The sequence below is a fragment of the Microbacterium sp. MMO-20 genome (assembly GCF_037147735.1).
Lineage (GTDB): Bacteria > Actinomycetota > Actinomycetes > Actinomycetales > Microbacteriaceae > Microbacterium.
The window spans coordinates 171,588-193,399 of sequence record NZ_JBBCUU010000005.1; the positions used below are offsets into that span (position 1 = coordinate 171,588).

The 21,812-nt window shown below is 71.3% G+C and carries 23 protein-coding genes; 9 read left to right on the forward strand and 14 right to left on the reverse strand.

From position 1 onward, the window contains the following. Positions 1-3 precede the first annotated feature (3 nt). Together WFI52_RS09010 and WFI52_RS09015 are read right to left on the reverse strand one after the other, a co-directional pair. The gene (locus WFI52_RS09010; RefSeq protein WP_336626738.1) at positions 4-1,347 is read right to left on the reverse strand and encodes a DUF2252 domain-containing protein; all 1,344 of its coding nucleotides are present in this window, start codon (positions 1,345-1,347) and stop codon (positions 4-6) included. A gap of 44 nt (positions 1,348-1,391) precedes the next feature. Then, positions 1,392-2,018: a hypothetical protein gene (locus WFI52_RS09015; RefSeq protein ID WP_336626737.1), complete on the reverse strand. Its 627-nt coding sequence runs from the start codon at positions 2,016-2,018 to the stop codon at positions 1,392-1,394. Positions 2,019-2,238: 220 nt separating this feature from the next. Here WFI52_RS09015 and WFI52_RS09020 point away from each other — a divergent pair, with 220 nt between their 5' ends. The 4 genes from WFI52_RS09020 to WFI52_RS09035 all read left to right on the forward strand — a co-directional run bounded on the left by WFI52_RS09020 (position 2,239) and on the right by WFI52_RS09035 (position 8,078). Further along, complete coding sequence (locus WFI52_RS09020; RefSeq protein WP_336626889.1) at positions 2,239-3,390, forward strand: glycosyltransferase; 1,152 nt, start codon at positions 2,239-2,241, stop codon at positions 3,388-3,390. 9 nt (positions 3,391-3,399) lie between these two features. Then, complete coding sequence (locus WFI52_RS09025; RefSeq protein ID WP_336626736.1) at positions 3,400-4,500, forward strand: glycosyltransferase; 1,101 nt, start codon at positions 3,400-3,402, stop codon at positions 4,498-4,500. Positions 4,501-4,788: 288 nt separating this feature from the next. Continuing rightward, a complete protein-coding gene (locus tag WFI52_RS09030) occupies positions 4,789-5,757 on the forward strand; it encodes a helix-turn-helix domain-containing protein (protein WP_336626735.1) in 969 nt (322 codons plus the stop codon). An 89-nt stretch (positions 5,758-5,846) separates the two neighbouring features. Further along, positions 5,847-8,078 (forward strand): ATP-dependent Clp protease ATP-binding subunit, encoded by a 2,232-nt coding sequence (locus tag WFI52_RS09035; RefSeq protein WP_336626734.1) that lies wholly within the window; start codon positions 5,847-5,849, stop codon positions 8,076-8,078. A 118-nt stretch (positions 8,079-8,196) separates the two neighbouring features. Here the strand turns inward: WFI52_RS09035 and WFI52_RS09040 are convergent, their stop codons facing one another. Genes WFI52_RS09040 through WFI52_RS09055 form a run of 4 tightly spaced genes read right to left on the reverse strand, consistent with a single transcriptional unit; the run spans position 8,197 to position 10,687 of the window. After that, positions 8,197-8,670 (reverse strand): MogA/MoaB family molybdenum cofactor biosynthesis protein, encoded by a 474-nt coding sequence (locus WFI52_RS09040; protein ID WP_336626733.1) that lies wholly within the window; start codon positions 8,668-8,670, stop codon positions 8,197-8,199. After that, positions 8,667-9,137 carry a cyclic pyranopterin monophosphate synthase MoaC gene (gene moaC, locus WFI52_RS09045; protein WP_336626732.1) on the reverse strand — a complete coding sequence of 157 codons (471 nt, stop codon included), beginning with the start codon at positions 9,135-9,137 and terminating at the stop codon, positions 8,667-8,669. Before moaC ends, WFI52_RS09040 begins: the two co-directional genes overlap by 4 nt. Continuing rightward, a complete protein-coding gene (locus tag WFI52_RS09050; RefSeq protein ID WP_336626731.1) occupies positions 9,130-10,434 on the reverse strand; it encodes a molybdopterin molybdotransferase MoeA in 1,305 nt (434 codons plus the stop codon). Before WFI52_RS09050 ends, moaC begins: the two co-directional genes overlap by 8 nt. Before the next feature lie 4 nt (positions 10,435-10,438). Beyond that, on the reverse strand, positions 10,439-10,687 hold the full coding sequence (locus WFI52_RS09055) for a MoaD/ThiS family protein (RefSeq protein ID WP_336626730.1): 249 nt from the start codon (positions 10,685-10,687) through the stop codon (positions 10,439-10,441). 24 nt (positions 10,688-10,711) lie between these two features. On the opposite strand from WFI52_RS09055, the gene WFI52_RS09060 reads away from it, so the two are divergent. Continuing rightward, on the forward strand, positions 10,712-11,866 hold the full coding sequence (locus tag WFI52_RS09060; RefSeq protein WP_336626729.1) for a ThiF family adenylyltransferase: 1,155 nt from the start codon (positions 10,712-10,714) through the stop codon (positions 11,864-11,866). Then, entirely contained in the window at positions 11,863-12,273 is a 411-nt protein-coding gene (locus WFI52_RS09065) for a molybdenum cofactor biosynthesis protein MoaE (protein WP_336626728.1), read from the forward strand. Before WFI52_RS09060 ends, WFI52_RS09065 begins: the two co-directional genes overlap by 4 nt. Before the next feature lie 111 nt (positions 12,274-12,384). On the opposite strand, the gene moaA is transcribed toward WFI52_RS09065, so the two are convergent. The 6 genes from moaA to WFI52_RS09095 form a co-directional block, all read right to left on the reverse strand. Beyond that, positions 12,385-13,482 carry a GTP 3',8-cyclase MoaA gene (gene moaA, locus WFI52_RS09070; RefSeq protein WP_336626727.1) on the reverse strand — a complete coding sequence of 366 codons (1,098 nt, stop codon included), beginning with the start codon at positions 13,480-13,482 and terminating at the stop codon, positions 12,385-12,387. Positions 13,483-13,523: 41 nt separating this feature from the next. Next, positions 13,524-14,615 carry a sulfate/molybdate ABC transporter ATP-binding protein gene (locus WFI52_RS09075; protein ID WP_336626726.1) on the reverse strand — a complete coding sequence of 364 codons (1,092 nt, stop codon included), beginning with the start codon at positions 14,613-14,615 and terminating at the stop codon, positions 13,524-13,526. Then, positions 14,612-15,418, reverse strand: a complete 807-nt coding sequence (locus tag WFI52_RS09080) for an ABC transporter permease (protein ID WP_442927729.1) — start codon at positions 15,416-15,418, stop codon at positions 14,612-14,614. The genes WFI52_RS09075 and WFI52_RS09080 overlap by 4 nt, the downstream gene beginning before the upstream one ends. Next, positions 15,415-16,221, reverse strand: a complete 807-nt coding sequence (gene modA, locus WFI52_RS09085) for a molybdate ABC transporter substrate-binding protein (protein WP_336626725.1) — start codon at positions 16,219-16,221, stop codon at positions 15,415-15,417. The genes WFI52_RS09080 and modA overlap by 4 nt, the downstream gene beginning before the upstream one ends. Next, the gene (locus WFI52_RS09090) at positions 16,218-16,625 is read right to left on the reverse strand and encodes a TOBE domain-containing protein (RefSeq protein ID WP_336626724.1); all 408 of its coding nucleotides are present in this window, start codon (positions 16,623-16,625) and stop codon (positions 16,218-16,220) included. The genes modA and WFI52_RS09090 overlap by 4 nt, the downstream gene beginning before the upstream one ends. 144 nt (positions 16,626-16,769) lie before the next feature. After that, entirely contained in the window at positions 16,770-17,336 is a 567-nt protein-coding gene (locus tag WFI52_RS09095) for a nitroreductase family protein (protein WP_336626723.1), read from the reverse strand. 205 nt (positions 17,337-17,541) lie between these two features. On the opposite strand from WFI52_RS09095, the gene rraA reads away from it, so the two are divergent. The 3 genes from rraA (at position 17,542) to WFI52_RS09110 (ending at position 19,811) form a co-directional block, all read left to right on the forward strand. Then, positions 17,542-18,012: a ribonuclease E activity regulator RraA gene (rraA, locus tag WFI52_RS09100; protein WP_336626722.1), complete on the forward strand. Its 471-nt coding sequence runs from the start codon at positions 17,542-17,544 to the stop codon at positions 18,010-18,012. Between the two features lie 22 nt (positions 18,013-18,034). Continuing rightward, positions 18,035-18,421 (forward strand): VOC family protein, encoded by a 387-nt coding sequence (locus WFI52_RS09105; RefSeq protein WP_336626721.1) that lies wholly within the window; start codon positions 18,035-18,037, stop codon positions 18,419-18,421. 79 nt (positions 18,422-18,500) lie between these two features. Next, positions 18,501-19,811, forward strand: coding sequence for a cation:proton antiporter domain-containing protein (locus WFI52_RS09110; protein ID WP_336626720.1), 1,311 nt, complete (start codon positions 18,501-18,503; stop codon positions 19,809-19,811). Here the strand turns inward: WFI52_RS09110 and WFI52_RS09115 are convergent. Both WFI52_RS09115 and WFI52_RS09120 read right to left on the reverse strand, forming a co-directional pair. Then, positions 19,783-20,907 carry an ABC transporter permease gene (locus WFI52_RS09115; protein WP_336626719.1) on the reverse strand — a complete coding sequence of 375 codons (1,125 nt, stop codon included), beginning with the start codon at positions 20,905-20,907 and terminating at the stop codon, positions 19,783-19,785. The genes WFI52_RS09110 and WFI52_RS09115 overlap by 29 nt on opposite strands. Then, positions 20,904-21,788, reverse strand: coding sequence for an ABC transporter ATP-binding protein (locus tag WFI52_RS09120; RefSeq protein WP_336626718.1), 885 nt, complete (start codon positions 21,786-21,788; stop codon positions 20,904-20,906). Before WFI52_RS09120 ends, WFI52_RS09115 begins: the two co-directional genes overlap by 4 nt. Between the last annotated feature and the right edge of the window lie 24 nt (positions 21,789-21,812).

Genomic DNA, 21,812 nt, shown 5'->3' on the forward strand with positions numbered 1-21,812 from the left:
CGCTCACGCCTCGGCGGCGAACGCCGTGAAGTCCTGACGTGAGAGGTCGGCGTACGCCTGCGACCACGCGACGATCGCGTCGGTGACGATGCGCCCGTCCCCGATGTAGCCGACCACCTCCCCGGCCGACGGCGACTGCCCGTGCGCACGTGCGAGAACGGCGGCGCACGCCCGGGCGTAGAGGGCGAAAGACTCGTCGTCGAGCACCTCGGCGTCGATGCCGCCCTTCATGTCGCGGAACTGACGCACGTAGTAGTCGCGCTCTCCGCGGAAGAACCCGAGGAAAGGGTCGGAGACGCCCTGCAGGATCCGTTGCATCGCCACGACGCGCGCTCCCTGCCCCCGGGCCCGGATCAGTCCGTCGAGGTCGGGCGGCTGTGCGCAGCGGCCGTGGTCGATGAGGACGCTGCGCCCTGCCTCCTTGGTCTGCATCAGGAGCATCGAGCCGTCGCCGTCGACGAGCGCCGACAGGTAGCATCTCGTCCCGATGCTCCCCACCCCGACGACTCGGCGCACCGTGTCGGCCATCTCGTAGTGCTTCAGCAGCAGGCGGATGTCGGCGCGCGTCGTCTCCAGGTAGGCCGCCAGCGCGTCGCTGACGGACGCGGCGACATCCGGGTCGAGCACCGTCATCGTGGGAGGAGTCTCGATGAAGCGGACGCGGCCCTCGGCATCCACTCGGGTGAGCTTGCGCGCCGCCTGCTCCGTCGTGCGCCTCGACGCGTCGGCGATCGCGCGCGTCAGGACGCGTCGCGACGCCTTGCTGCCGCCGGTGAGGCCTCCGGCCGCGTCGAAGTGCTGGTAGTACCGCGCGAGCGGGGCTGCCGCCGTGCCCTGGCGCAGCGACGTGGCGTACTGGCGCACGGCGGAGCGCGCCGCGCTCGTCGTGGCCGCCTCGTCGCGCCCGGTCGACTGCCCCGCGATCACGATGCTCGCGACGAGGCGCTTGAGATCCCACTCCCACGGCGCCCACGCCGCTTCGTCGAAGTCGTTCAGGTCGAAGACGAGGGTGCGCTGCGGTGACGCGTAGAACCCGAAGTTGGACACGTGCGCATCGCCGCACGAGGCGACCAGGATGCCGCTGCTGGGGCCTGCGGCGAGGTCGGCCGCCATGAGCGCGGCCGTTCCTCGGTAGAAGGCGAACGCGCTCTCCGACATGCGCTCGCGCCGCAGGGGGACGAGGTCGGCGCCGCGCGTGGCATTCTGCGCCGCGAGGATGCCGAGGGGATCACGCCCGTCGACGACCAGGTCGGCAAGGCGTCGGCGCGGGGTGTTCTTCCGCGCCGCGGTACCCGCCTCCAGCCGCCGCGCGGTCGAGGCGGGGGCGAGGCTCGCAGGGTTCACCATGCCGTCATGATGGCACGCGGTCGCTCTCCCCCGAGACGAACGGCTCAGCTCGGGCCGAGCCGCAGCACGTCTCCCGATCCCGCGAGGGGGACGTCGCCGACGAGGCGCAGACTCCGTGCGAGCGCGTCGAGGGCGGAGTCCGCGGTGCCGAAGCGCTCACGATCGCCGCCGACCGCGGTCAGCGTGACGAAGGCGTCGCCCGTGTCCCACGTGTAGGTGACGTACGGCGGAGGGGATGCCGCGGCATCCGCCCCGGTGCCGACCGGCCGCGCCGGCGGAAGCGGCACCGCGAGCTTCTCACCCGCGCCCAGGAAGGGGCTGCGGAAATCCTCGGTGTCGTCGTACTCCATCGGCATCATCGCCCGCGCCGCGCGCAGCTGCGGCGTGGCCTGCTGCACCTGGGCGAGCGCGACCACGAGCTCGGGATCGTCTTTCCAAACCCACACGAGCACCCGGCCGTCGGCCTTACGCAGCAGCATCGGCACCGCCTGACTCATCGCCCAGGCCGCGACCCGGCCGCCGCCTGTCCGCGGCGTCGCGCCCATCGCCGCGTTCGCCTGCGCCAGCAGCATCCCGATCGCCTTCTTGCGGTGGCGACGGCCGCGCAGACCCAGCGATCCGGTCACGGGCACCCAGCGGGTCGGGTCGGCGTCGGCATCCAGGCGCATCATGCCTCCAGGGTAGGCGGAGCGGTGACGGCGGGGCCGCGACGAGCCTGCGGCCGCGGTGTCGGCCCCAGCCCCGGAAAGCCCCTCGGGTAGACTCGACGCATCACCGACAGACCCCGTCGGAAACGCCGCAGAGATAGGCAGCCACCATCCCGTGACTCCCCACGCGACATCGCCCGCGACCGGCGACGGCGACCCCGAACGCACGCCGCTGACCATCGTGATGGCGGCCGACACGTTCGCTCCCGACGTCAACGGAGCCGCCCGTTTCGCCGAGCGGCTCTCCGCCGGTCTCGCCGGCCGCGGCCACGACGTCCACGTCGTCACGCCCAGTGTCGGCCACCGCAACCACGGCACCTTCACCGAGAACATCGAAGGCCAAGATCTCACCGTGCACCGCCTTCCGGGCGTGCGCTGGCCCCCGCACGACTGGCTGCGCTTCGTGTGGCCCTGGCGCAGCAAGCACTACGCCCGCAAGGTGCTCAGCGAGGTGCGGCCCGACGTGGTGCACAGTCAGTCGCACATCGTGATCGGGCGCGGGCTCACGCGCATCGCCCACCAGCGCGGCATCCCGGTGGTCGCGACGAATCACGTGATGGCCGAGAACATCATCGACTTCACGACCCTGCCGCCCGTGCTCGACAAGGTCGTCGTCAAGCTCGCGTGGGAGGACGCCAAGCGCACGTTCGACATGTCCCGCGCCGTCACGACCCCGACCCGCAAGGCGGCGGAGTTTCTCGAGCAGACGATCGACATCCACGGTGTCATCCCGATCAGCTGCGGCATCGACAAGCGCAACTACACCCCCGACCTCACCCCGCGCGAGCACCACCGCGTCCTCTTCGTCGGCCGCCTTACGACCGAGAAGCACGTGGAAGTCACGCTCGGCGCCGTCGCGAAGCTCGCGCCGGAGCTGCCGAACATCACGTTCGACATCGTCGGCGGCGGCGATCAGCGTCGAAACCTCGAACAGACGGTGCAGCGCCTCGGCATCCAGGATCGGGTCACCTTCCACGGTCGCGTCGACGAAGAGGAACTGCGCGCGTCGTACGGCAAGGCCGATGTCTTCGCGATCGCGTCGATCGCCGAGCTGCAGTCGATCGCGACGATGGAGGCCATGGCCTCGGGCCTGCCCGTCGTCGCGGCGAACGCCGTGGCCTTGCCGCACCTCGTTCACGACGGCGAGAACGGCTACCTCTTCGAGCCGGGGAACGTCGACGACCTCGCCGACAAGCTCCGCCTCGTCCTGACCGCGTCGCCTGAAGAGTACCTGCGCATGCAGCAGGCTTCGCTCGACGGCGTCGAGATCCATGACATCGAGAAGACCCTCGACACCTTCGAGAAGCTCTACCGCGGCGAACCTCTCGACGCGTGAGGCGCTGACATGCGGCTGCTCTTCGACGCGCGGTACATCCGCACCGACTTCCACGACGGCATCAGCCGCTACTCGGCGGAGCTCGCCGCCGCGGTTCACGCCGCGGCCCCCGCGGCGGGTATCGAGGTCGTCTTCCTGGTGTGGGATGCCGCGCAGATCCCGCTCCTCCCGGACGGCGCTCGCACGCTCACGATCCACGCCCCGACGGCGGTGCGTGAGCCGTTCACGGCGCTGCTGCTGAACCGCTACCGGCCGGACGTCGTCTTCTCGCCGATGCAGACGATCGGATCTCTGGGCCGCCGGTTCGGGCTCATCCTGACGCTGCACGACACGATCTACTACCGGCACCGCACGCCCCCGCGCGACCTGCCCTGGTACGTCCGGCTCGGGTGGCGCCTCTTCCACCTCTCCTACGTGCCGCAGCGGCTCACGCTGGATGCCGCGGACGTCGTCGCGACCGTCAGCGAGACGAGCGCCGCCGAGTTCGCCCGGGTGAAGCTGACGAAGCGCCCGGTCGTCGTCATCCCGAATGCGCCTCAGCGGCTCGCTGCGTTGCTCCCGCCCGAGGCGGCCGTCGAGCCGGGCGCGCAGAATCTCGTGTACATGGGCTCGTTCATGCCGTACAAGAACGTCGAGACGCTCATCCGCGCGGCGGCGTCCCTCCCCGGACGGACGCTGCACCTGCTGTCGCGCATCTCGCCGACCCGCCGCGCCGAGCTCGAGGCGCTCGTCGACCCGGCGGGGGCGGCGGTCGTGCTCCACGGCGGCGTCACGGATGCCGAGTACGCCGCGCTCCTCGCCGATCGGGCGGTCCTCGTCTCGGCATCCCTCGACGAGGGGTACGGGCTGCCGGTGGCCGAAGCGCTCGAACTCGGTGTGCCGGCCGTCGTCACCGACATGCCGATCTTCCGCGAGGTCGCGGGGGGCGGTGCGCTGTACGCGCCGGGAGAGGACGCCGCGGCCTTCGCCGCCGCCGTGCGATCGCTCGACGATCCGGCCCGTCTCGCCGAGGTCGTCGCCGCGGGCACCGCTCACATCGCGCGCTTCGACTGGGCGCGGTCGGCCGGCGTCTTGCTCGACGCCGTGCGGGCGCTGCCCCGACGTTCCTAACTCCTCAACTGTGGTCCCAATCGGCCCGACGAATCGTTTCGACGATGCGCAGGCCGCGTGATCGAAGGAGTTGCGCACACGGGCGCGGCTCAGCGGATCACGGCAGCCGGGACGAGTCGGTGGGGACCCGGCGGTAGCCGTCGACCCGCAGGGCGCGGGCGGTGGTGACGATCGCGGCGGCGGACAAGAGGCCGGTGAGGACGAGAACGGTGATCATGGCAGAAACGCTACGAGCATGCGAATAGTGTCACGAGTGGCAGAAACGACGATGTGTGTATGATTTCTGCCATGAACACCATCGCGTGCGTCGTGCAGCCCGGATTCGCGCCGTTCGAGTTCGGCCTCGCGTGCGAGGCCTTCGGGCTCGACCGGTCGGATGACGGCATCCCGACCTTCGACTTCCGCATCGTCGCACCCGATCCGGGCGTCGTCCCGAGCAACATCGGCTTCTCGATCAACGTCGAGGCCGACCTCGCCTTCGCCGACGAGGCCGACCTCGTCGTCATCACGCCGATCCCGCGATCGGCCTGGGCGCACGTGGACGAGCGCGTCTGCGAGGTCGTGCGGCGCGCGGTCGCGCGCGGCGCCTGGGTGCTGACGGTCTGCAGCGGCGCGTTCGTCGTCGCGGCCGCGGGGGTGCTCGCCGGTCGGCGTGCGACGACGCACTGGCGCTACGCCGACACCATGGCCGCGATGTATCCCGACATCGACGTCGACCCGAACGTCCTCTATGTGCAGGACGGGCGCATCATCACGAGCGCCGGCACGGCGGCGGGGCTGGATGCGTGCCTGCACTTGCTGCGCATCGAGCTCGGCGCCGAGATGACCAACACGATCGCGCGGCGCATGGTCGTGCCCCCGCAGCGCGACGGCGGGCAGGCGCAGTTCATCGCGGCACCGCTGCCCGCGACGACGTCGCTCTCGCTCTCGCCGATCACCGACTGGGTGCTCGAGAACCTCAGCCTCGACCTCTCCGTCGACCAGCTCGCCGCTCGCGCGCACATGTCGCCGCGCACATTCGCCCGCCGCTTCAAGGCCGACTACGGCACGACGCCCGCCGCGTGGCTCGCCCGGCAGCGCATCATCCACGCGCAGCGCCTGCTCGAACAGACGGACCTGGGGCTGGATGCCGTGGCTTTCGAAAGCGGATTCGGCTCGGCCGCCGTGCTGCGGCAGAACTTCACCCGCATGCTCGGCCTCAGCCCGACCGCGTACCGCGCGCGGTTCGCCTGCACGTCCGCCACGGAGGCTGCGTGACGTCGACCCCTCTTGTCCTCGGGGGCTGGGCGCGCTAAACTTGAGCGTAGATGACTCAACTTTGAGTCGCGCAGAATTCAGGAGAACGCATGAACGCACAGCCCCAACCCGGGCAGGAGGAGCAGAAGAGCCCTCTCGAACAGTTCGGGATCAACCTCACCGACCGTGCTCGCCAGGGCAAACTCGACCCCGTCATCGGGCGTGACAGCGAGATTCGCCGCGTCAGCCAGGTTCTCACGCGCCGCACGAAGAACAACCCCGTCCTCATCGGCGAGCCCGGCGTCGGCAAGACCGCCGTCGTCGAGGGCCTCGCCCAGCGCATCGTCGCCGGCGACGTCGCCGAGTCACTCAAGGACAAGGAGCTCGTCTCGCTCGACATCTCCGCGCTCGTCGCGGGCGCGATGTACCGCGGCCAGTTCGAGGAGCGCCTGAAGAGCGTCCTCAAGGAGATCACCGAGTCCGACGGTCGCATCATCACCTTCATCGACGAGCTGCACGTGCTCATGGGCGCGGGCGGCGGCGAGGGGTCGGTCGCGGCATCCAACATGCTGAAGCCGATGCTCGCGCGCGGCGAGCTGCGCCTCATCGGCGCGACGACCCTCGACGAGTACCGCGAGTTCATCGAGAAGGATGCCGCGCTCGAACGCCGCTTCCAGCAGGTGTACGTCGGGGAGCCGTCGGTCGAGGACACGGTGGCGATCCTGCGCGGCCTCAAGGGCCGCTACGAGGCGCACCACGGCGTGACGATCGCCGATGCTGCGCTCGTGGCCGCGGCATCCCTGTCGAATCGCTACATCCCGAGCCGTCAGCTGCCCGACAAGGCCATCGACCTGATCGACGAGGCCATGAGCCGACTCAAGATGGAGATCGACTCGTCGCCCGTCGAGATCGATCAGCTGCGGCGCCAGGTCGACCGTATGAAGCTCGAGGACCTCGCCCTCAAGAAGGAGAAGGACGACGCGTCCAAGGAGCGCCGCGCGAAGCTGCGTGAGCAGATGGATGCCGCGGAGGCCGAACTCGCGACACTCGAAGCCCGCTGGGCGAAGGAGCGCGCGGGACTCAACCGCGTCGGCGAGCTGAAGAAGCAGCTCGACCAGGCGTACACCGACCGGGACCGGGCGCTGCGCGAAGCCGACTACGCGCGCGCGTCGAAGCTGGAGTACGAGACGATCAAGCGCCTCGAGCAGGAGGTCGCCGAGGCCGAGCGTGCCGAGGCGAACCCGACCGGTGAGCGCATGGTCAACGAGCAGGTCACCGACGAGGACATCGCCGCCGTCATCGCGGCATGGACGGGCATCCCGGTGGGGCGCCTCATGCAGGGCGAGTCGGAGAAGCTCGTGCACCTGGAGGCAGAACTCGGCAAGCGGCTGATCGGACAGAAGGACGCTGTGAAGGCCGTCTCCGACGCCGTGCGGCGCTCGCGCGCGGGCATCAGCGACCCGAACCGACCGACCGGCTCGTTCCTCTTCCTCGGTCCGACCGGCGTGGGCAAGACCGAGCTCGCGAAGGCGCTCGCCGAGTTCCTCTTCGATGACGAGCGCGCCATGGTGCGCATCGACATGTCGGAGTACGGCGAGAAGCACTCGGTCGCGCGCCTCGTCGGCGCCCCTCCGGGGTACATCGGATACGAGCAGGGCGGGCAGCTCACCGAGGCCGTGCGCCGCCGCCCGTACTCGGTGGTGCTGCTCGACGAGGTCGAGAAGGCGCACCCCGAGGTCTTCGACATCCTGCTGCAGGTGCTCGACGACGGCCGTCTCACCGACGGCCAGGGGCGCACGGTCGACTTCACGAACACGATCCTCATCCTGACGTCGAACCTCGGGTCGCCGATCCTCATCGACCCGCTGCTCACCATCGAGCAGAAGCGCGAACAGGTGATGGCACTCGTGCGCCAGGCGTTCCGACCCGAGTTCCTCAACCGGCTCGACGACGTGGTGATGTTCGCCGCTCTCAGCGAGGACGACCTCGCGCAGATCGTCGAGCTCTCCGTCGATGCGCTGCAGCGACGGCTGCACGACCGTCGGCTCACGCTCGCCGTGACGCCCGACGCGCGGGCGTGGCTCGCCGAGCGCGGGTACGACCCGATCTTCGGGGCGCGGCCGCTGCGTCGCCTCATCCAGTCCGAGATCCAGGACCGTCTCGCGATGGCGCTGCTCTCGGGCGGCGTGCACGACGGCGACCTCGTCCGCGTCGATGTCGCGGCCGACGGCTCGGGGCTCGTCCTCACGAGCACCGGGGCTGCGCCCGGCGAGCGATCGGATGCCGCGGCATCCACCGGCGCGGATGACGATGTGATCGAGGCTGAGCTGCTCGACGACTGACGTCTCGAGGCGCTGCGTCCGGAGCGCCGTCGGTCAGGAGCGTAGCGCGAGCGAGGCGGCGGCGGTGGCGGCGCAGTAGACGATGTCGGCGGCAGCAAGGTCCTGGCGCTGATCGCCGTCAGACGTGGTCCCCGCCGGCGAGCTGGTCGAGCAGGTGATCCAGGACGTCGTCGAGCACCGCGAGCCCGTCGCGCACCCCCCCGGGCGAGCCGGGCAGATTCACGACGACCGTGCGTCCCGCGACCCCGGCGACAGCGCGGCTGAGCACAGCGGATGCCGCGACGGCCGCACCGCGGCGACGCACCTCCTCCGGGATGCCCGGGAGCTCGGCATCCAGCAACGCCCGCGTGGCCTCCGGGGTGCGGTCGCCGGGGGCGACGCCCGTGCCCCCGGTCGTCAGCACGAGGTCCGGCGCGGCGGAGACGAGCGCGGCGAGGGCGTCGCCGACGTCAGCGTCGGCGACGATGACCGGATCGACCTCGCCGAAGCCGCGCTCTCGCAGCCAGGCCGCGATGATCGGACCCGTGCGGTCGGTGTAGACGCCCGCCGCAGCGCGGGTCGAGGCGACGAGGACGGCGGCGGTGCGGCTCACTCGATCGACCACTCGCCGCTCTTGCCGCCCGACTTCGCGAGCACCTTCACGTCGGTGATGATGGCGAGATTGTCGACGGCTTTGATCATGTCGTAGAGAGTGAGCGACGCGATCGTGGCCGCGGTCAGCGCCTCCATCTCGACGCCGGTCACGCCATTGGTGACCGCGGTCGCGACGATGCGCACGCGGTCACCCTGCGGCTCGAGGTCGACGGCGAGCTTGGTGAGCGGCAGAGGATGACACAGCGGAATGAGCGTCGAGGTCTGCTTCGCGCCCATGATGCCGGCCAGCCGAGCCGTCCCGAGCGCTTCGCCCTTCGGGAGCGTCCCGTCCGCGATGCGGGCGACGACGTCGGGGGTCGTGACGAGCACGGCCTGCGCGCGCGCTTCGCGACGAGTGATCGCCTTATCGGTGACGTCGACCATGTGCGCGGATCCGTCGGCGCGCAGGTGCGTCAGGTCACTCATCGATCCTCCAGATCTCCACCTCGGCGCCCGCCGGCAGGGCGGAAACGCCGATCGGGACGTGCACGAGCACCGTCGCGCGGGCGTAGTCGCGCAGCAGGTGCGAGCCGGGCGGGCTCACCTCGACGGTACCGTCCGGGCGCAGGACGCCGCGACGCACTTGGTGCTTGTGCTCCGGTGACGTGATGTCGTGGGCGAGCGGGGCGCGCTCGGCGCGGCGGTGCGGGGGGAGTCCCGCAGCCGTCCGCAGGACGGGACGCAGGAACATCTCGAACGACAGCAGCGCCGAGACGGGGTTTCCCGGGAACGCGACGACCGGCACCTCGCGCCCCGCACCCTCGCGCCCCGCACCTTCGAGCCGCGCCGCGCCGAGACCCTGCGGACCGCCGGGCTGCATCGCGACGTGCCCGAAGCGCACACCCGCCGGCTCGAGCGCATCCCGCACGACCTCGAAGGCGCCCGCGCTGACTCCGCCCGTCGTCACGACGAGATCGACGTTCGGATGGGTCGCGAGCGCGCGGTGCACCGCGGCTGCGTCGTCGGGGGCGAACGCCGGCTCGACGATCGCGCCGCACTCCGCGAGGGCTGCGCTGAGCGACGAGGTGTTCGCATCGTGGATCTGTCCGCTGCCGAGGGCTTCCCCGGGCGCGCGCAACTCGTGCCCGGTCGAGACGAGCAGTACGCGCAGCCGCGGCCGCACCGGGGCGGTTGTGATCCCCGCAGCGCCGAGCGCGCCCAGCTGCGCTGCGCCGAGGCGCGTTCCGGCATCCAGGATCGTGTCGCCGACCGCGAGATCGGCGCCCGCATCGCGCACGAACGCGCCCGGCGCCGTCGGAGCGAGGAAGGCGACCGCGGCATCCGCCGGCGTCTCGTGGATGCCTCCGCCGATGCCGACGAATCGTGGCGGATCGACGACTTCGATCGGCACGACGGCGTCGGCGCCGAGCGGCAGGGGCGCTCCGGTCATGATGGCCGTCGCCGTGCCGGGAGTGTGCGTGCCGACGGCGTCGCCCGCCGCACTCGTCGCGGCGATCGGCAGGCGGATGGATGCCGTGGCCGACGCCGCGGCGATGTCGGCGGCGCAGACGGCGTAGCCGTCCATCTGCGAATTCGCGAAGGGCGGCACGGCGACGGGACTCGTGATGTCGGCGGCGACGACGCGACCGAGCGCCTCGATGTCGAGGGCGATCCGCTCGGCGCTGTCCGGGTCGGCCAGGCGCGCGAGCACCGGGGCGACGAGAGCCTCGACGGCACGCGCGTGCTCGTCGGGAGTGGGCGTCTGCGGCGGCGTCACGGGCACGGTGTCACCCGCCGGCGAACGGCGGCAGGACGTCGACCTGGCGCCCGACGGGGTGCGCGGGGTCGCGTCGGGCGACGCCGTCGACGAGGAACGAGCCCGAGCGCAGCACGCGCCCCATCGGGTCGCCGTAGCGACGCAGCAGCTCGGCGCTGAGGGTGCCGATGGTCGCGTTCGCATCGAGCAGGAGCTCCTCCTGCTCGCGGCCCGCGGCCTCGGAGGCCGCGGCGAAGTAGCGCACCGTCACGATCGACATGAGTGTCATCGTATTCTGTGAGCCATGAACCCGCTCGTGGAGCCGGGCCCGGCCTTGGAGCCCCAACGCATCGACCGTTTCAGCCGTCAGCTCGCGCTGCCAGGCTTCGGCGAGCTCGCTCAGCGCCGGCTCCGCGCGGCGCGGGTCCTCCTGATCGGCGCGGGTGGACTCGGGAGCGCCGTCGCGCCCATCCTGGCCGGCGCCGGCGTCGGCGCGATCGGCATCATCGACGACGACGCCGTCGAGCTATCCAATCTTCACCGGCAACTCAGTCACGGCGTCGCCGACATCGGCCGCGCGAAGGTCGACTCGCTCCGGGACACGCTCCACGCGATCGACCCCGACACCGAGGTCGAGGTCCACCGGGTGCGCGCGACCAGCGCCACGCTGCCCGGCATCCTGTCGTCCTACGACCTCCTCGTCGACGGCAGCGACAACTTCGCGACCCGGTACCTAGCGGCCGATGCGGCCGAACTCGCCGGTGTGCCCCTCGTGTGGGGCTCGATCCTGCGCTTCCAAGGGCAGGTCGGCGTCTCCTGGCCCGGCCATGGCCCCGGCTACCGCGACCTCTTCGACGCGCCGCCTCCGGAGGGCGAGGTGCTCTCGTGCGAACTCGGCGGCGTACTGCCGAGTCTGTGCACCGCCGTCGGTTCGTTCCTCGCGACGGAGGCGATCAAGCTCATCACCGGTATCGGAGACCCGTTGCTCGGCCGTGTCCTCTTCTACGACGCCCTCACGGCGCGCACGCGGGAGGTCGCCTACGCCGTCGACGAGACGCGCGCGCCCGTCACGACGCTGTCGGATGCCGGGGCCCGCTGCGACGCGGACGGGGCCGCCGACGCGGTGTCCGCGGCCGAGCTCCTGCGGCGCCTCCGCGCCGGCGAACCTGTGCGCCTGATGGATGTGCGCGGGCCGGACGAGGCCCGTCGTGAGCGCATCCCGGGCGGCGAGCTGCTGCCCCTCCCCGACCTCGAGGCGGGGGCGAGCCCTCAGCCGGGCGCAGCGATCCTCGTCTACTGCGCGCAGGGCCCGCGCTCGCAGCGCGCCGCGCGCGTGCTGGAGGAGCGCGGCTTCGAGGCCGCCTATCTCGCCGGCGGCATCCGCGCTTACGCGGCACTCGGCGGAGAGGTCGAGACCGGCGCGTTCGAGGTCGCCGCGGTCGAGGGAGCGCGGCCGTGACCCTGCACGCGCTCGTGGTCGAGGGTCCGATCGACGAGGCGGCCGCCCGCGACGCGGTGGGGTCGGATGCCGACGGCGCGGTCGTCCTCTTCTGCGGTGTCGTCCGCGATCACGACGGCGGGCGCTCCGTGCGCGCGCTCGACTACCGCGCGCACCCCGACGCCGGGCGATTCCTGGCCGACATCGTCGCTCGCGTGCACGAGGAGACCGGATGCCGCGTCGCCGCCGTGCACCGCATCGGCGACCTGCGCATCGGAGATGTCGCGCTGTACGCGGCGGCCTCGGCGGGTCACCGCGCCGAGGCGTTCGCGGCGTGCGAACTGCTCGTCGAGGAGATCAAGCGCGGCGTGCCGATCTGGAAGCGTCAGCACTACGACGACGGCGTCTCGGAGTGGGTCGGCCTCTGAGCGTGATCTCGATACACCAGCGCTGCGCGCCGGCACTCGATCACCGAAGCCCGCCCCGGAGTCGCGCTGCGCGCCGGCACCCGATCACCGAAGCCCGCCCCGGAACCGGACTCAGCCGCCGATGTAGCTCATCTCGATGCGCTGCCGCGCGGCGCGCAGCTCGGGCGTGAGACTCGCGCGCTCCTCCGAGTACCGGTCATCACGCGCGCCCCAGATGGATGCCATGGCCGTCGCGAGCTCGTCATCGCTCGCGCCGCCGCGCAGCAGCGCGCGCAGATCGTGCCCCTCCGTCGCGAACAGGCACGTGAAGAGTCTGCCCTCCGTCGAGATCCGGGCGCGATTGCACGTGCCGCAGAAGGTGTTCGTGACGGAGGAGATGACCCCGATCTCGCCGCCGCCGTCGCGGTACCGCCAGCGGCGGGCGGTCTCGCCGGGCACCGCCGCAGGGATCGCCTCGAGGGGGAACAGTGCCCCGACGCGGGCGACGATCTCGGCGGCGGGCACCACCTCGTCGAGCTCCCAGCCGTTCGACGTGCCGACGTCCATGTACTCGATAAAGCGGAGTGTGTACGGGGTGCCCTTGAAGCGCGTCGCCATCGCCTCGACCTCGCCGTCGTTGACGCCCCGCTTGACGACCATGTTGAGCTTGATCGGGCCGATGCCCGCGGCGTGGGCCGCGTCGATTCCGTCGAGCACGCGCGCAACGGGGAAGCGGACGTCGTTCATCCGCTGGAACAGCTCGTCGTCGAGTGAGTCGATCGAGACAGTCAGACGGTCGAGCCCGGCATCCTTCAGCGCCTGCGCCTTCACCGCGAGGGCCGAGCCGTTCGTCGTCAGGGCGATCTCGAGGCGCTCACCGCCGGGAGCACGGAGCGCCGCGAGCCGTGCGATGAGGTCTTCGACGCCGCGGCGCAGCAGCGGCTCGCCGCCCGTCAGGCGCAGTTTGCGGACACCGTGCGCCGCCGAGATCCGGGCGATGCGCTCGATCTCGTCGAACGTGAGCAGCTCCTCGTGGTCGAGGAAGGCGTAGTCGCGCCCGAAGACCGCGCGCGGCATGCAGTAGACGCAGCGGAAGTTGCAGCGGTCGGTGAGGGAGATGCGCAGGTCGCGCAGGGGGCGGCGGAATCGATCCGCGACCATACCCGTCGAGGGCAGTCGTCGTGCCTGCGCGTCACGTGTCGCGCCGGCCGCCATCGGCGTGATCGTCATCGGTCACCCCCTTCTCGGCTGGCTGGCAACAGTAGCACTGGTCACTCGGAGGAGCGCACGGAGACCTCGTCCTCGCCGATGTCGAAGAGAAACCGCGTGCCCGTCGCGACTCCGAGCGCCGCGGCGGTGGACGACGGGCAGGTCACCGCGATCTCCGGGGCTTCCCGGCATGTCAGACGGATGCCTCCGGGCGCCGGTTCCATGAGTTCGATCGTCCCCGCCCATGCGTTGTCGGCGTTTCCGACGCCGTCCGCGCCCGCAGCGAGGGGGCGCAGCCGCACTGCCGCAGGAGCGAAGGCGGCCGAGCCCGGCGCGCCCCCTGCGAGCGCCGCACCGTGCCCGCGGAAGCGCAGGTCGGGCCCCGCGGCCGACGGCACCGTGAGGGCGCCGTCGGCCGCGCCCGTGCCGCGCAGCAGGTTCAGCCCCGCGACGGCCGCGACGAAGGGGGAGCGCGGATGCCCGAGCACTTCGGCCGTCGGGCCCTCCTGCTCCACACGACCCTCGCGGAGCACGATCGTGCGAGCGGCGAGCACGACGGCATCCATCGCATCGTGCGTCACCAGGACGATCGGGATCGCGACACGATCGCGCAGCTCGGCGACGATCCGGCGCACCTGGGTGGCGGTCAGGGCGTCGAGGGCCGAGAACGGCTCGTCGAGGAGCAGCGCGTCGGGGCCGGCGGCCAGTGCGCGTGCGATCGCGACCCGCTGCTGCTGACCGCCGGAGAGCTGATGCGGCCGCCGCTCGGCGAGGCTCTCGAGCCCGACGGCCGCGAGATGCGCGCGCGCTCGTTCCCGCGCCGCCTCGCGCCCGACACCCTGCGCGCGGGGGCCGAAGGCGACGTTCTCGAGGGCCGTGAGGTGCGGGAACAGCAGCGCGCGCTGGCCGAGGAGACCGATCCGGCGCTCCTCGGCGGGGACGCGGGCGTCGATCGTGCGCGCGCCCAGCGTCTCCGTGCCCAGTGTCACTGTGCCCTGGGCGTCGGGGCGGTGCCCCGCGATGGCTCCGAGCAGGGTCGACTTGCCCGACCCGTTCGGCCCGAGCACGGCGACGACCTCGCCCGGCTCGGCGCGCAGGGCGACCTCGAGGGCGAAGCCGCCCGTGCGGCAGCGGATGTCGGCGGAGAGAGTCATCGGATCGCGTCGGCCTTCCACCCGCGCATCAGCACGAGAACGGCGACCGCGACGGCGATGAGCAGCAGCGAGAGCGCGATCGCGGTGTCTTCACCGACACCCGCGCCGTTGAACGCCGTGTAGATCGCCAGCGGCATCGTCCGGGTGACACCCGGAGCGTTGCCGGCGAAGAGCGCGGTCGCGCCGAACTCGCCGAGCGCCCGCGCGAAGCAGAGCACCGTGCCGGCCACGAGCCCCGGTGCGACGAGCGGCAGCGTCACCCGCCGGAACACCGTGAAACGCCCCGCGCCGAGCGAGGCGGCGACCGCCTCGTGGGCCGTGCCGTTCGTGCGCAGCGCGCCCTCGACCGAGATCACGAGGAACGGCAGGGCGACGAACGTCTGGGCGATGACCACCGCGACGGTCGTGAACGGGATGCGGACGCCGATGAGGGCGAGGGCTCCTCCGAGCAGGCCCGCGCGTCCGAACAGCGACAGCAGCGCGATCCCGCCGACGAGTGGCGGCAGCACGAGGGGCAGTGCGGTGAGTGTGCGGAGCGTCGCGGCGAGGGCTCCCGTGCTCCGCGCGATGACGAGTGCGAGCGGGACGCCCAGCACGAGGCACACGACGGTCGCGATGGATGCCGTGGTCAGCGACAGCACGAGGGCCTGCAGCGCGGCCGGCGCCGCGATCGCCGCCGGCACGCCCGCCCAGTCCAGGCGCACGAGGAGCGCCACGAACGGCATCGCGAGCAGGAGCGTCGCGATGCCGGCCGGGACGATCAGCCACGCGGGCGGCCGTCGGTGCGCCCACACCGCGGTCACGGGGCTCCGAAGCCGAAGCTCTTCAGCACCCTCTGGCCGTCTGCGGAGAGGACGAATGAGACGAACGCGCGTGCGGCCTCCGGGTTCGGAGCCCCGGTGAGCGCAGTGATCGGGTAGACGTTCGTCGCGGCATCCGCGCCGTCGATCTCGACGCCCGTGACGGCGTCGCCCGCGGCGGTCACGTCGGTGCGGTAGACGAGGCCCGCGTCCGCCTCGCCCGACTTCACCTTCGTGAGCACGGCGGTGACGTTCTGCTCCTCGCTCGCCGGCGTGAGGGTGACGTTCGCCGCGGTGAGCAGCTTTTGCGCCGCCGAGCCGCAGGGCACTTCGGCGGCGCACACGACGACCGTGAGGCCGGGCGCGGCGAGGCCTTGGAGCGACGAGATCCTGTTCGGGTTGCCGGGGGCCACCGCGATCTCGAGGGTGTTCGTCGCGAACGGCACGGCCTCGGTCGCAAGGGCGCCGTCGGTCACCTTCGCCATGTTCTTCTCGTCCGCCGAGGCGAAGACGTCGACGGCGGCGCCGCCGAGGAGCTGCGTGGCGAGCACCGACGAGCCGTCGTAACTGATGGGCGCGACATCGAGGTCCGGGTGGAGCTTCTCGAACTCTGTCGCGAGCTCGTCGAACGCGCCCGAAAGGGATGCCGCGGCGAAGATCGTGAGGTCACCCGAGAGCTCCGATCCGCTCGCGGTGGGGGTGGGCGAAGCGACGTCCGGCGCGGCGGGCGCGGAGGCGCAGCCTGCCAGAGCGAGGCCGGCGACGACGGTCAGCGCTGCGAGTGTGCGGCGGCGGATCGCGGTCATGCGAGGGTGTCCTTCTCGGTTTCGAGGATGACCATCGTCGCCTTCACGACGGCGACAGCCTTGGATCCGGTCTCCAGCCGCATCTCGCGGGCGGCTTCGGAGGACATGAGGGAGACGACGCGGTGCGGTCCGCACTGCATCTCGACCTGTGCCATGAGGCCGTCGAGCTCGACCTTCGTGACGAGCCCCGTGAACCGGTTGCGCGCGCTCCGGCGGACGTCGCCCACGTCGGCGACGTCTGCGGCGAGGCTCTGCGCGAGGCGCGCGAGCTGTGCGCCGTCGACGACCTGGCGCCCCGCGGCGTCGAGTGAGATGTCGAGCGTGCCGTCCGCGCCCCACCGGCGGACGGTGTCGTCGCTCACTCCGATCAAGGAGGCCGCCTCGCTGATCCTGAAATGCGTCATGAAAGGGACGATAGTTCCGCATCTGCGGGACAACAAGCCGAGCGCTCGCGTCGCATACGCGCATGCGCCAAAAAGGTGGCGCATACGCCGGGGAACCTGCGGGGGATCCCGGCGCATGCGCCACCTTCGTGCGCGCGGCGCGGTTCAGGCGTCGACGACGACCGACTCCGCGATCGGCCGGCGCGTCCGCGGGGCCAGTTCGCGCTCGCGCAGCGCCTCGGGAGCGGTTGCGACGTCGCCGAGAGCACCGACGGCCATCACCGTGACGGCGGCGATGTCATCGCCGAAGCCGAAGTCCTCGGCGATCTTGGCGCGGTCGAAACCGCCCATCTGGTGCGTGTGCAGACCCGACGCGTGCGCCTGCACCGTGAAGTGGGCGGCGGCCTGGCCGGTGTCGTAGGCCGCCCACGGCAGCGGCTTGCCGTCGAGCGATGCCGAGGCCGCGAACACGACGAGCGCGGCGGCATCCGCGGCCCATGCCTGGTTGAAGCCCATCAGTGCGGCGACGATCTGCGCGTGCTCCGTCGTGCCCCGGCGCGCGACGACGAAGCGCCACGGCTGCGTGTTGTTGGCCGACGGCGCCCAGCGTGCGGCCTCCAGCGCGCTCGCGAGCGCGGCCTCGTCGATCGGGGTCTCGGCGTCGAAGATGCGGGTGCTCCAGCGCTCGGCGAGAACGTCGAGGATGGGGGCTTCGGTGACTGCGGGGCTCATGGCGTCTCCTGGGTGTCTGGATGGGGAGGGACGTCGTCGGCCCGGTTTTCGAGTGGTGTTCTGCGGGAGCGCCCGGAGAACCCGATTCATGCAACGGTATGCACAGCGGATGTGTTCCCGCGGAATCCACGAGCGCGGAAGAATCCCCGGATTTCGCCTCTGCGCTCCTCGGCGGCGCGGGCGCCTCCGGCGTAGCGTGGCATCCATGACCACCATCGCGACGGCCGATCTGTACGACGAACGGGGCGACGAACTCGACGCGCTCGCCCTGCAGCTGCACGACATCGGCGGGCACGTCGCCTTCCACGGCCCGGTCCGCACCGTTCGCTGCCACCGTGACAACGCTCTCGTCAAGGCGACGCTCGCGACGGCCGGCGAGGGCGCCGTCCTCGTCGTCGACGGCGGCGGCTCGCTCGAGTCGGCCCTCGTCGGCGACCTGATCGCGGCATCCGCCGTTGAGAACGGCTGGGCCGGGATCATCGTGCACGGTGCGGTCCGCGACCGTACGGCGATCGGAGCGCTCCCGCTCGGGGTGAAGGCCCTCGGGTCGAACCCGCGCAAGAGTGCGAAGGACGGCGTCGGCGAGGTCGACGTCCCCGTGGAGATCGGGGGCGTCGTCTTCCGCCCGGGTGCTTACGTCTGGGCAGACGCGGACGGTATCCTCGTGGAGCGCTGAGCCGCGCAGACGGGAGTGTCCGATGGTCACGATCCACAACGCCTTCTCCGGTTTCTCCGTCGACGACATCGGCGCGGCGGAGCGGTTCTACGGCGAGAGCCTGGGTCTCGCCGTTCAGGTGAACGCCATGGGGATCCTCGAGATCGCCCTCCCGGGCGGCGGGCAGGTCATCGCCTATCCGAAGGGCGATCATGCTCCGGCATCCTTCACGGTCTTGAACCTCGTCGTCGCCGACATCGACACCGCGGTCGACGAGCTGAACGCGGCGGGGATCGTCACGAAGATCTACGAAGACCCCGACTACGGCACCGACGAACGTGGGATCTCGCGCGGTCGGGGCCCGGACATCGCCTGGTTCCGCGACCCCGCGGGCAACGTCCTCTCGGTCATCGCGACCGGGACGAGCTGACGGAGCGCACCCGCTACAGTATCGACGGGCGGCGCGCGTCGCTTCGGCCGCGGCCGTGGGGAGTCACAGGGGAGGACGGATGCCGCTGATCTTCCTCTGCGGTTTCGTCGCCATCGCCCTGTGGTCGCTCGTCGAGCATCGCTTCGCACGCTACGGCGTCGCGGGGCCGGCGGTGCTCACTCTCGCCGGTGCCGGGCTCGTCTTCATCGACGTGAACGGCTTCGCGGAGGCCGTCGGAAGCGAGTCGGCCGAGCATGTCGTCGAGCTGATCCTCGCGGTGCTCCTGTTCGTCGACGCGTGCGAGGTGCGCGGCGGCGTCTTCGGCGGCGAGGGGCGCACGATCGCTCGGCTCGTCCTGATCGCCCTGCCGCTGTCTCTCCTCGCGGTGGTCGTGAGCGGCATCTGGATCCTGCCGAACCTCAACGTGTTCGTCCTTCTCGTGATCGCCTGCGTGGTCATGCCGACCGACTTCGCGCCCGCCGCCGCGCTCCTGCGCTCGCCGCGGATCCCCCCGCGCATCCGCCAGATCCTCAACGTCGAAAGCGGCTACAACGACGGCCTCGTCTCGCCGGTGTTCGCGATGGCGCTCGCGGCCGCAGTCGTGCTGCCGACGCTGCTCGCCGCGGCCAACGCCGACAGCATCGACGCCGCCACCGAGGCGCAGCTCGAAGAGCATTTCACCGAGTTCGTCCTGGCGTTCGTCGGCGCTGTGCCCGCGACGCTCGTCGCGATCATCGTCGGGGTGGCTTTCGGTGGTCTCTTCGGGTTCCTCGCCCGCCTCGCCGTGGAGCGCGGGTGGGCCTCCGCCGCAGGCATCCGCTACGTCATGCTGATCGTGCCGCTCCTCGCCTTCGGCACGGCCACCGTCTCGGCGGTCGCGGCCAACGGTTTCGTCGCGGCATTCGTCGCCGGTATCCTCTATCGCCTCATGCGCACGCGCGGCACGACCGAGCACACGATCCCGCACACCGAGGTGCTGCTCGTCGAGGAGGCGGGAACCTTGGCGGCGAACCTCGTCTGGTTCGTGCTGGGCGCGATGACGGTCGTCGTGATCCTGGACGGGTTCGACCTGCGGCTGCTCCTCGTCGCCGTGCTCGCGCTGACGGTGTTCCGGGTCATCCCGGTGTACCTGTCGATGCTCGGGTCGTCGCTGCCGTGGCGCGAGCGCACCATGATCGGCTTCATCGGGCCGCGCGGCACGGCGACGATCGTCTTCGGTCTGCTGGCGTTCAACAAGCTGCCCGACGCGGAGTCGTTCGACGTTCTCGCCGTGATGGTCTTCACGGTCGTCGGCAGCATCCTCATGCACGGCGTCATCGCGCCGCGGATCGTGAACCGCGGCGCGATGACGGCCCGTGATCTCAGCCCCGCAGTGCCTCCGACAGCTTGACGCGTGCGCCCATGCGCAGCAGCGAGTTCTCGTAGATCTTCGCGCCGACCCAGATCGCGCCGACGCACGTGACGGCGAGGATGCCGAGGGACAGCAGCGGCTCCCACCACTGCGCCTCGCCGGTGAACAGGCGCATGGGCATGCCGACGGGCGCCGAGAACGGCACGTACGACATGATGCCGAGCACGAGGGGGTTGTCGTTGAAGAAGATGACGAGGAAGTACGGGATCATGATCAGGTAGATGAGGGGCGCCGTCGTCGAGCCGACGTCCTCCATGCGCGAGACCATCGCGGCGGCCGCGGCGAAGAGCGCCGCCAGCAGGATGAACCCGAGCAGGAAGAACACCGCGAACCACGCGAGCGGCGCGCCGATGACCTGCAGCACTTCGCTCTGGCCCGTGACGGTGAGCCCGACGACGGCGATCGCGGCGAGAACGAGGATCTGGCCCATCGCGAGGATCGTGTTGCCGAGCACCTTGCCCGCCAGCAGCGCCCGCACCGGGATCGCCGAGATCAGCAGCTCCACGACGCGGGTCTGCTTCTCTTCGACGACGCTCTGCGCGATCGTCGAGCCGAACAGCTGCGCCGACAGCAGGAAGATGATGCCGAGCCCGATCGCGACGATGTAGCGGAGGCCCGGATCGGTCGTGGAGGGATTCAGGAGCTCGACGGTCGGGACCTGCGCGAACGTCATGAGCAGCGACGTCGGCGCCGAGTCGTCGGCGACGAGCGCGAAGCCGGTCGGCGAAGACGTATCGGCGACGATCGCCGCGGTGACGTCGCCGGACGTGACGAGCGCATCGGCGGCGTCGCGGCTCTCGACCTGTGTCACGTCGAGGTTCGGGATGCCGCTGACGTACTGCTGCGCGTCGGCGGTAACCGCGACCGACGTCGTCGAGACGGTCTTGGCCTGGAACCCCGCCCAGACGACGAGCGCGAGCGCGCCGATGAACAGGATCGCGAACGAGATGATGAAGGCCTTGCTGCGGAGCTTCGACGAGATCTCGCGCTCGGCGACGAGCCACGCGCTCTGCGCGAAGCTGGGCGCGGCCGGCGGTGTGGGCGCGGGGGACACGGTGGGGGCTGACGTGGTCACTGGATGACCTCCTTGAAGATCTCGGCGAGCGAGGGATGCTGGGGGGTGAAGCCGCGCACGGCTCCCGCCGCGAGGGCGCGCTGGAGCACCCGCTGCGCCGTCTCGTCGGTATCGGTGCCGAACTGCGCGTAGCCCCCGTCGAAGTCGAGCACCTCGACGCCGGGCTCCTCGCGCAGCCAGCCGAGATCGGCGTCGGAGACGAGCTCGAACCGGCGCTGGGCGTGGTCGGCGCGCAGGGCGTCGCGGGTCCCCGCGGCGCGGATGCGGCCGTCGGCGATGATGACGAGCTCATCGCACAGCCGCTCGACGACGTCGAGCTGATGCGAGGAGAAGAGCACGGCGACCCCCTGCGCGGCGCGCTCGGCGAGGACGCCGGCGACGACGTCGACGGCGAGCGGATCGAGACCCGAGAACGGCTCGTCGAGGATCAGCACCTCGGGGTCGTGCACGAGCGCGGCGGCGATCTGCGCTCGCTGCTGGTTGCCGAGCGACAGCGTCTCGACGTTGTCGCCGAGGCGCTCGCCGAGACCGAGCTGCTCGAGCAGGGCGCGCGCGCGGGCCCCGGCATCCGCCGCCGTGAAGCCGTGCAGGCGTGCGAGATAGACGATGTGCTCGAGCACCTTCATCTTCGGGTAGAGGCCGCGCTCTTCGGGCATGTAGCCGAAGCGGCGCCGGTCGGCCGAGGTCACCCCCGTGCCGCCGAGGGTGACGGTGCCGCCGTCCCGGGCGAGCACGCCCAGGGTGATCCGCATCGTCGTCGTCTTGCCCGCGCCGTTGCCGCCGACGAAGCCCGTCATACGGCCGGGGGCGACGGTGAACGACACGTCGTCGAGCACGCGGTGCGTGCCGTAGCTCTTGGTGATCCCGTTCAGTTCCAGCATGGTTCCGACGCTACGGCTGCGACA

Excerpts from the sequence above, each read along its gene's own strand:
- WFI52_RS09055 (WP_336626730.1), bottom strand. The coding sequence starts at position 10,687 with ATGTCGATCGTGACGGTGCGCTACTTCGCCGCGGCCTCCGAGGCCGCG.
- moaC (WP_336626732.1), bottom strand. The coding sequence starts at position 9,137 with ATGAGTGACCTGACGCACCTGCGCGCCGACGGATCCGCGCACATGGTC.
- WFI52_RS09025 (WP_336626736.1), top strand. The coding sequence starts at position 3,400 with ATGCGGCTGCTCTTCGACGCGCGGTACATCCGCACCGACTTCCACGAC.
- WFI52_RS09030 (WP_336626735.1), top strand. The coding sequence starts at position 4,789 with ATGAACACCATCGCGTGCGTCGTGCAGCCCGGATTCGCGCCGTTCGAG.
- WFI52_RS09110 (WP_336626720.1), top strand. The coding sequence starts at position 18,501 with ATGCCGCTGATCTTCCTCTGCGGTTTCGTCGCCATCGCCCTGTGGTCG.
- WFI52_RS09105 (WP_336626721.1), top strand. The coding sequence starts at position 18,035 with ATGGTCACGATCCACAACGCCTTCTCCGGTTTCTCCGTCGACGACATC.
- rraA (WP_336626722.1), top strand. The coding sequence starts at position 17,542 with ATGACCACCATCGCGACGGCCGATCTGTACGACGAACGGGGCGACGAA.
- WFI52_RS09060 (WP_336626729.1), top strand. The coding sequence starts at position 10,712 with ATGAACCCGCTCGTGGAGCCGGGCCCGGCCTTGGAGCCCCAACGCATC.
- moaA (WP_336626727.1), bottom strand. The coding sequence starts at position 13,482 with ATGACGATCACGCCGATGGCGGCCGGCGCGACACGTGACGCGCAGGCA.
- WFI52_RS09120 (WP_336626718.1), bottom strand. The coding sequence starts at position 21,788 with ATGCTGGAACTGAACGGGATCACCAAGAGCTACGGCACGCACCGCGTG.
- WFI52_RS09015 (WP_336626737.1), bottom strand. The coding sequence starts at position 2,018 with ATGATGCGCCTGGATGCCGACGCCGACCCGACCCGCTGGGTGCCCGTG.
- WFI52_RS09010 (WP_336626738.1), bottom strand. The coding sequence starts at position 1,347 with ATGGTGAACCCTGCGAGCCTCGCCCCCGCCTCGACCGCGCGGCGGCTG.
- WFI52_RS09090 (WP_336626724.1), bottom strand. The coding sequence starts at position 16,625 with ATGACGCATTTCAGGATCAGCGAGGCGGCCTCCTTGATCGGAGTGAGC.
- WFI52_RS09095 (WP_336626723.1), bottom strand. The coding sequence starts at position 17,336 with ATGAGCCCCGCAGTCACCGAAGCCCCCATCCTCGACGTTCTCGCCGAG.
- WFI52_RS09075 (WP_336626726.1), bottom strand. The coding sequence starts at position 14,615 with ATGACTCTCTCCGCCGACATCCGCTGCCGCACGGGCGGCTTCGCCCTC.
- WFI52_RS09020 (WP_336626889.1), top strand. The coding sequence starts at position 2,239 with ATGGCGGCCGACACGTTCGCTCCCGACGTCAACGGAGCCGCCCGTTTC.
- modA (WP_336626725.1), bottom strand. The coding sequence starts at position 16,221 with ATGACCGCGATCCGCCGCCGCACACTCGCAGCGCTGACCGTCGTCGCC.
- WFI52_RS09035 (WP_336626734.1), top strand. The coding sequence starts at position 5,847 with ATGAACGCACAGCCCCAACCCGGGCAGGAGGAGCAGAAGAGCCCTCTC.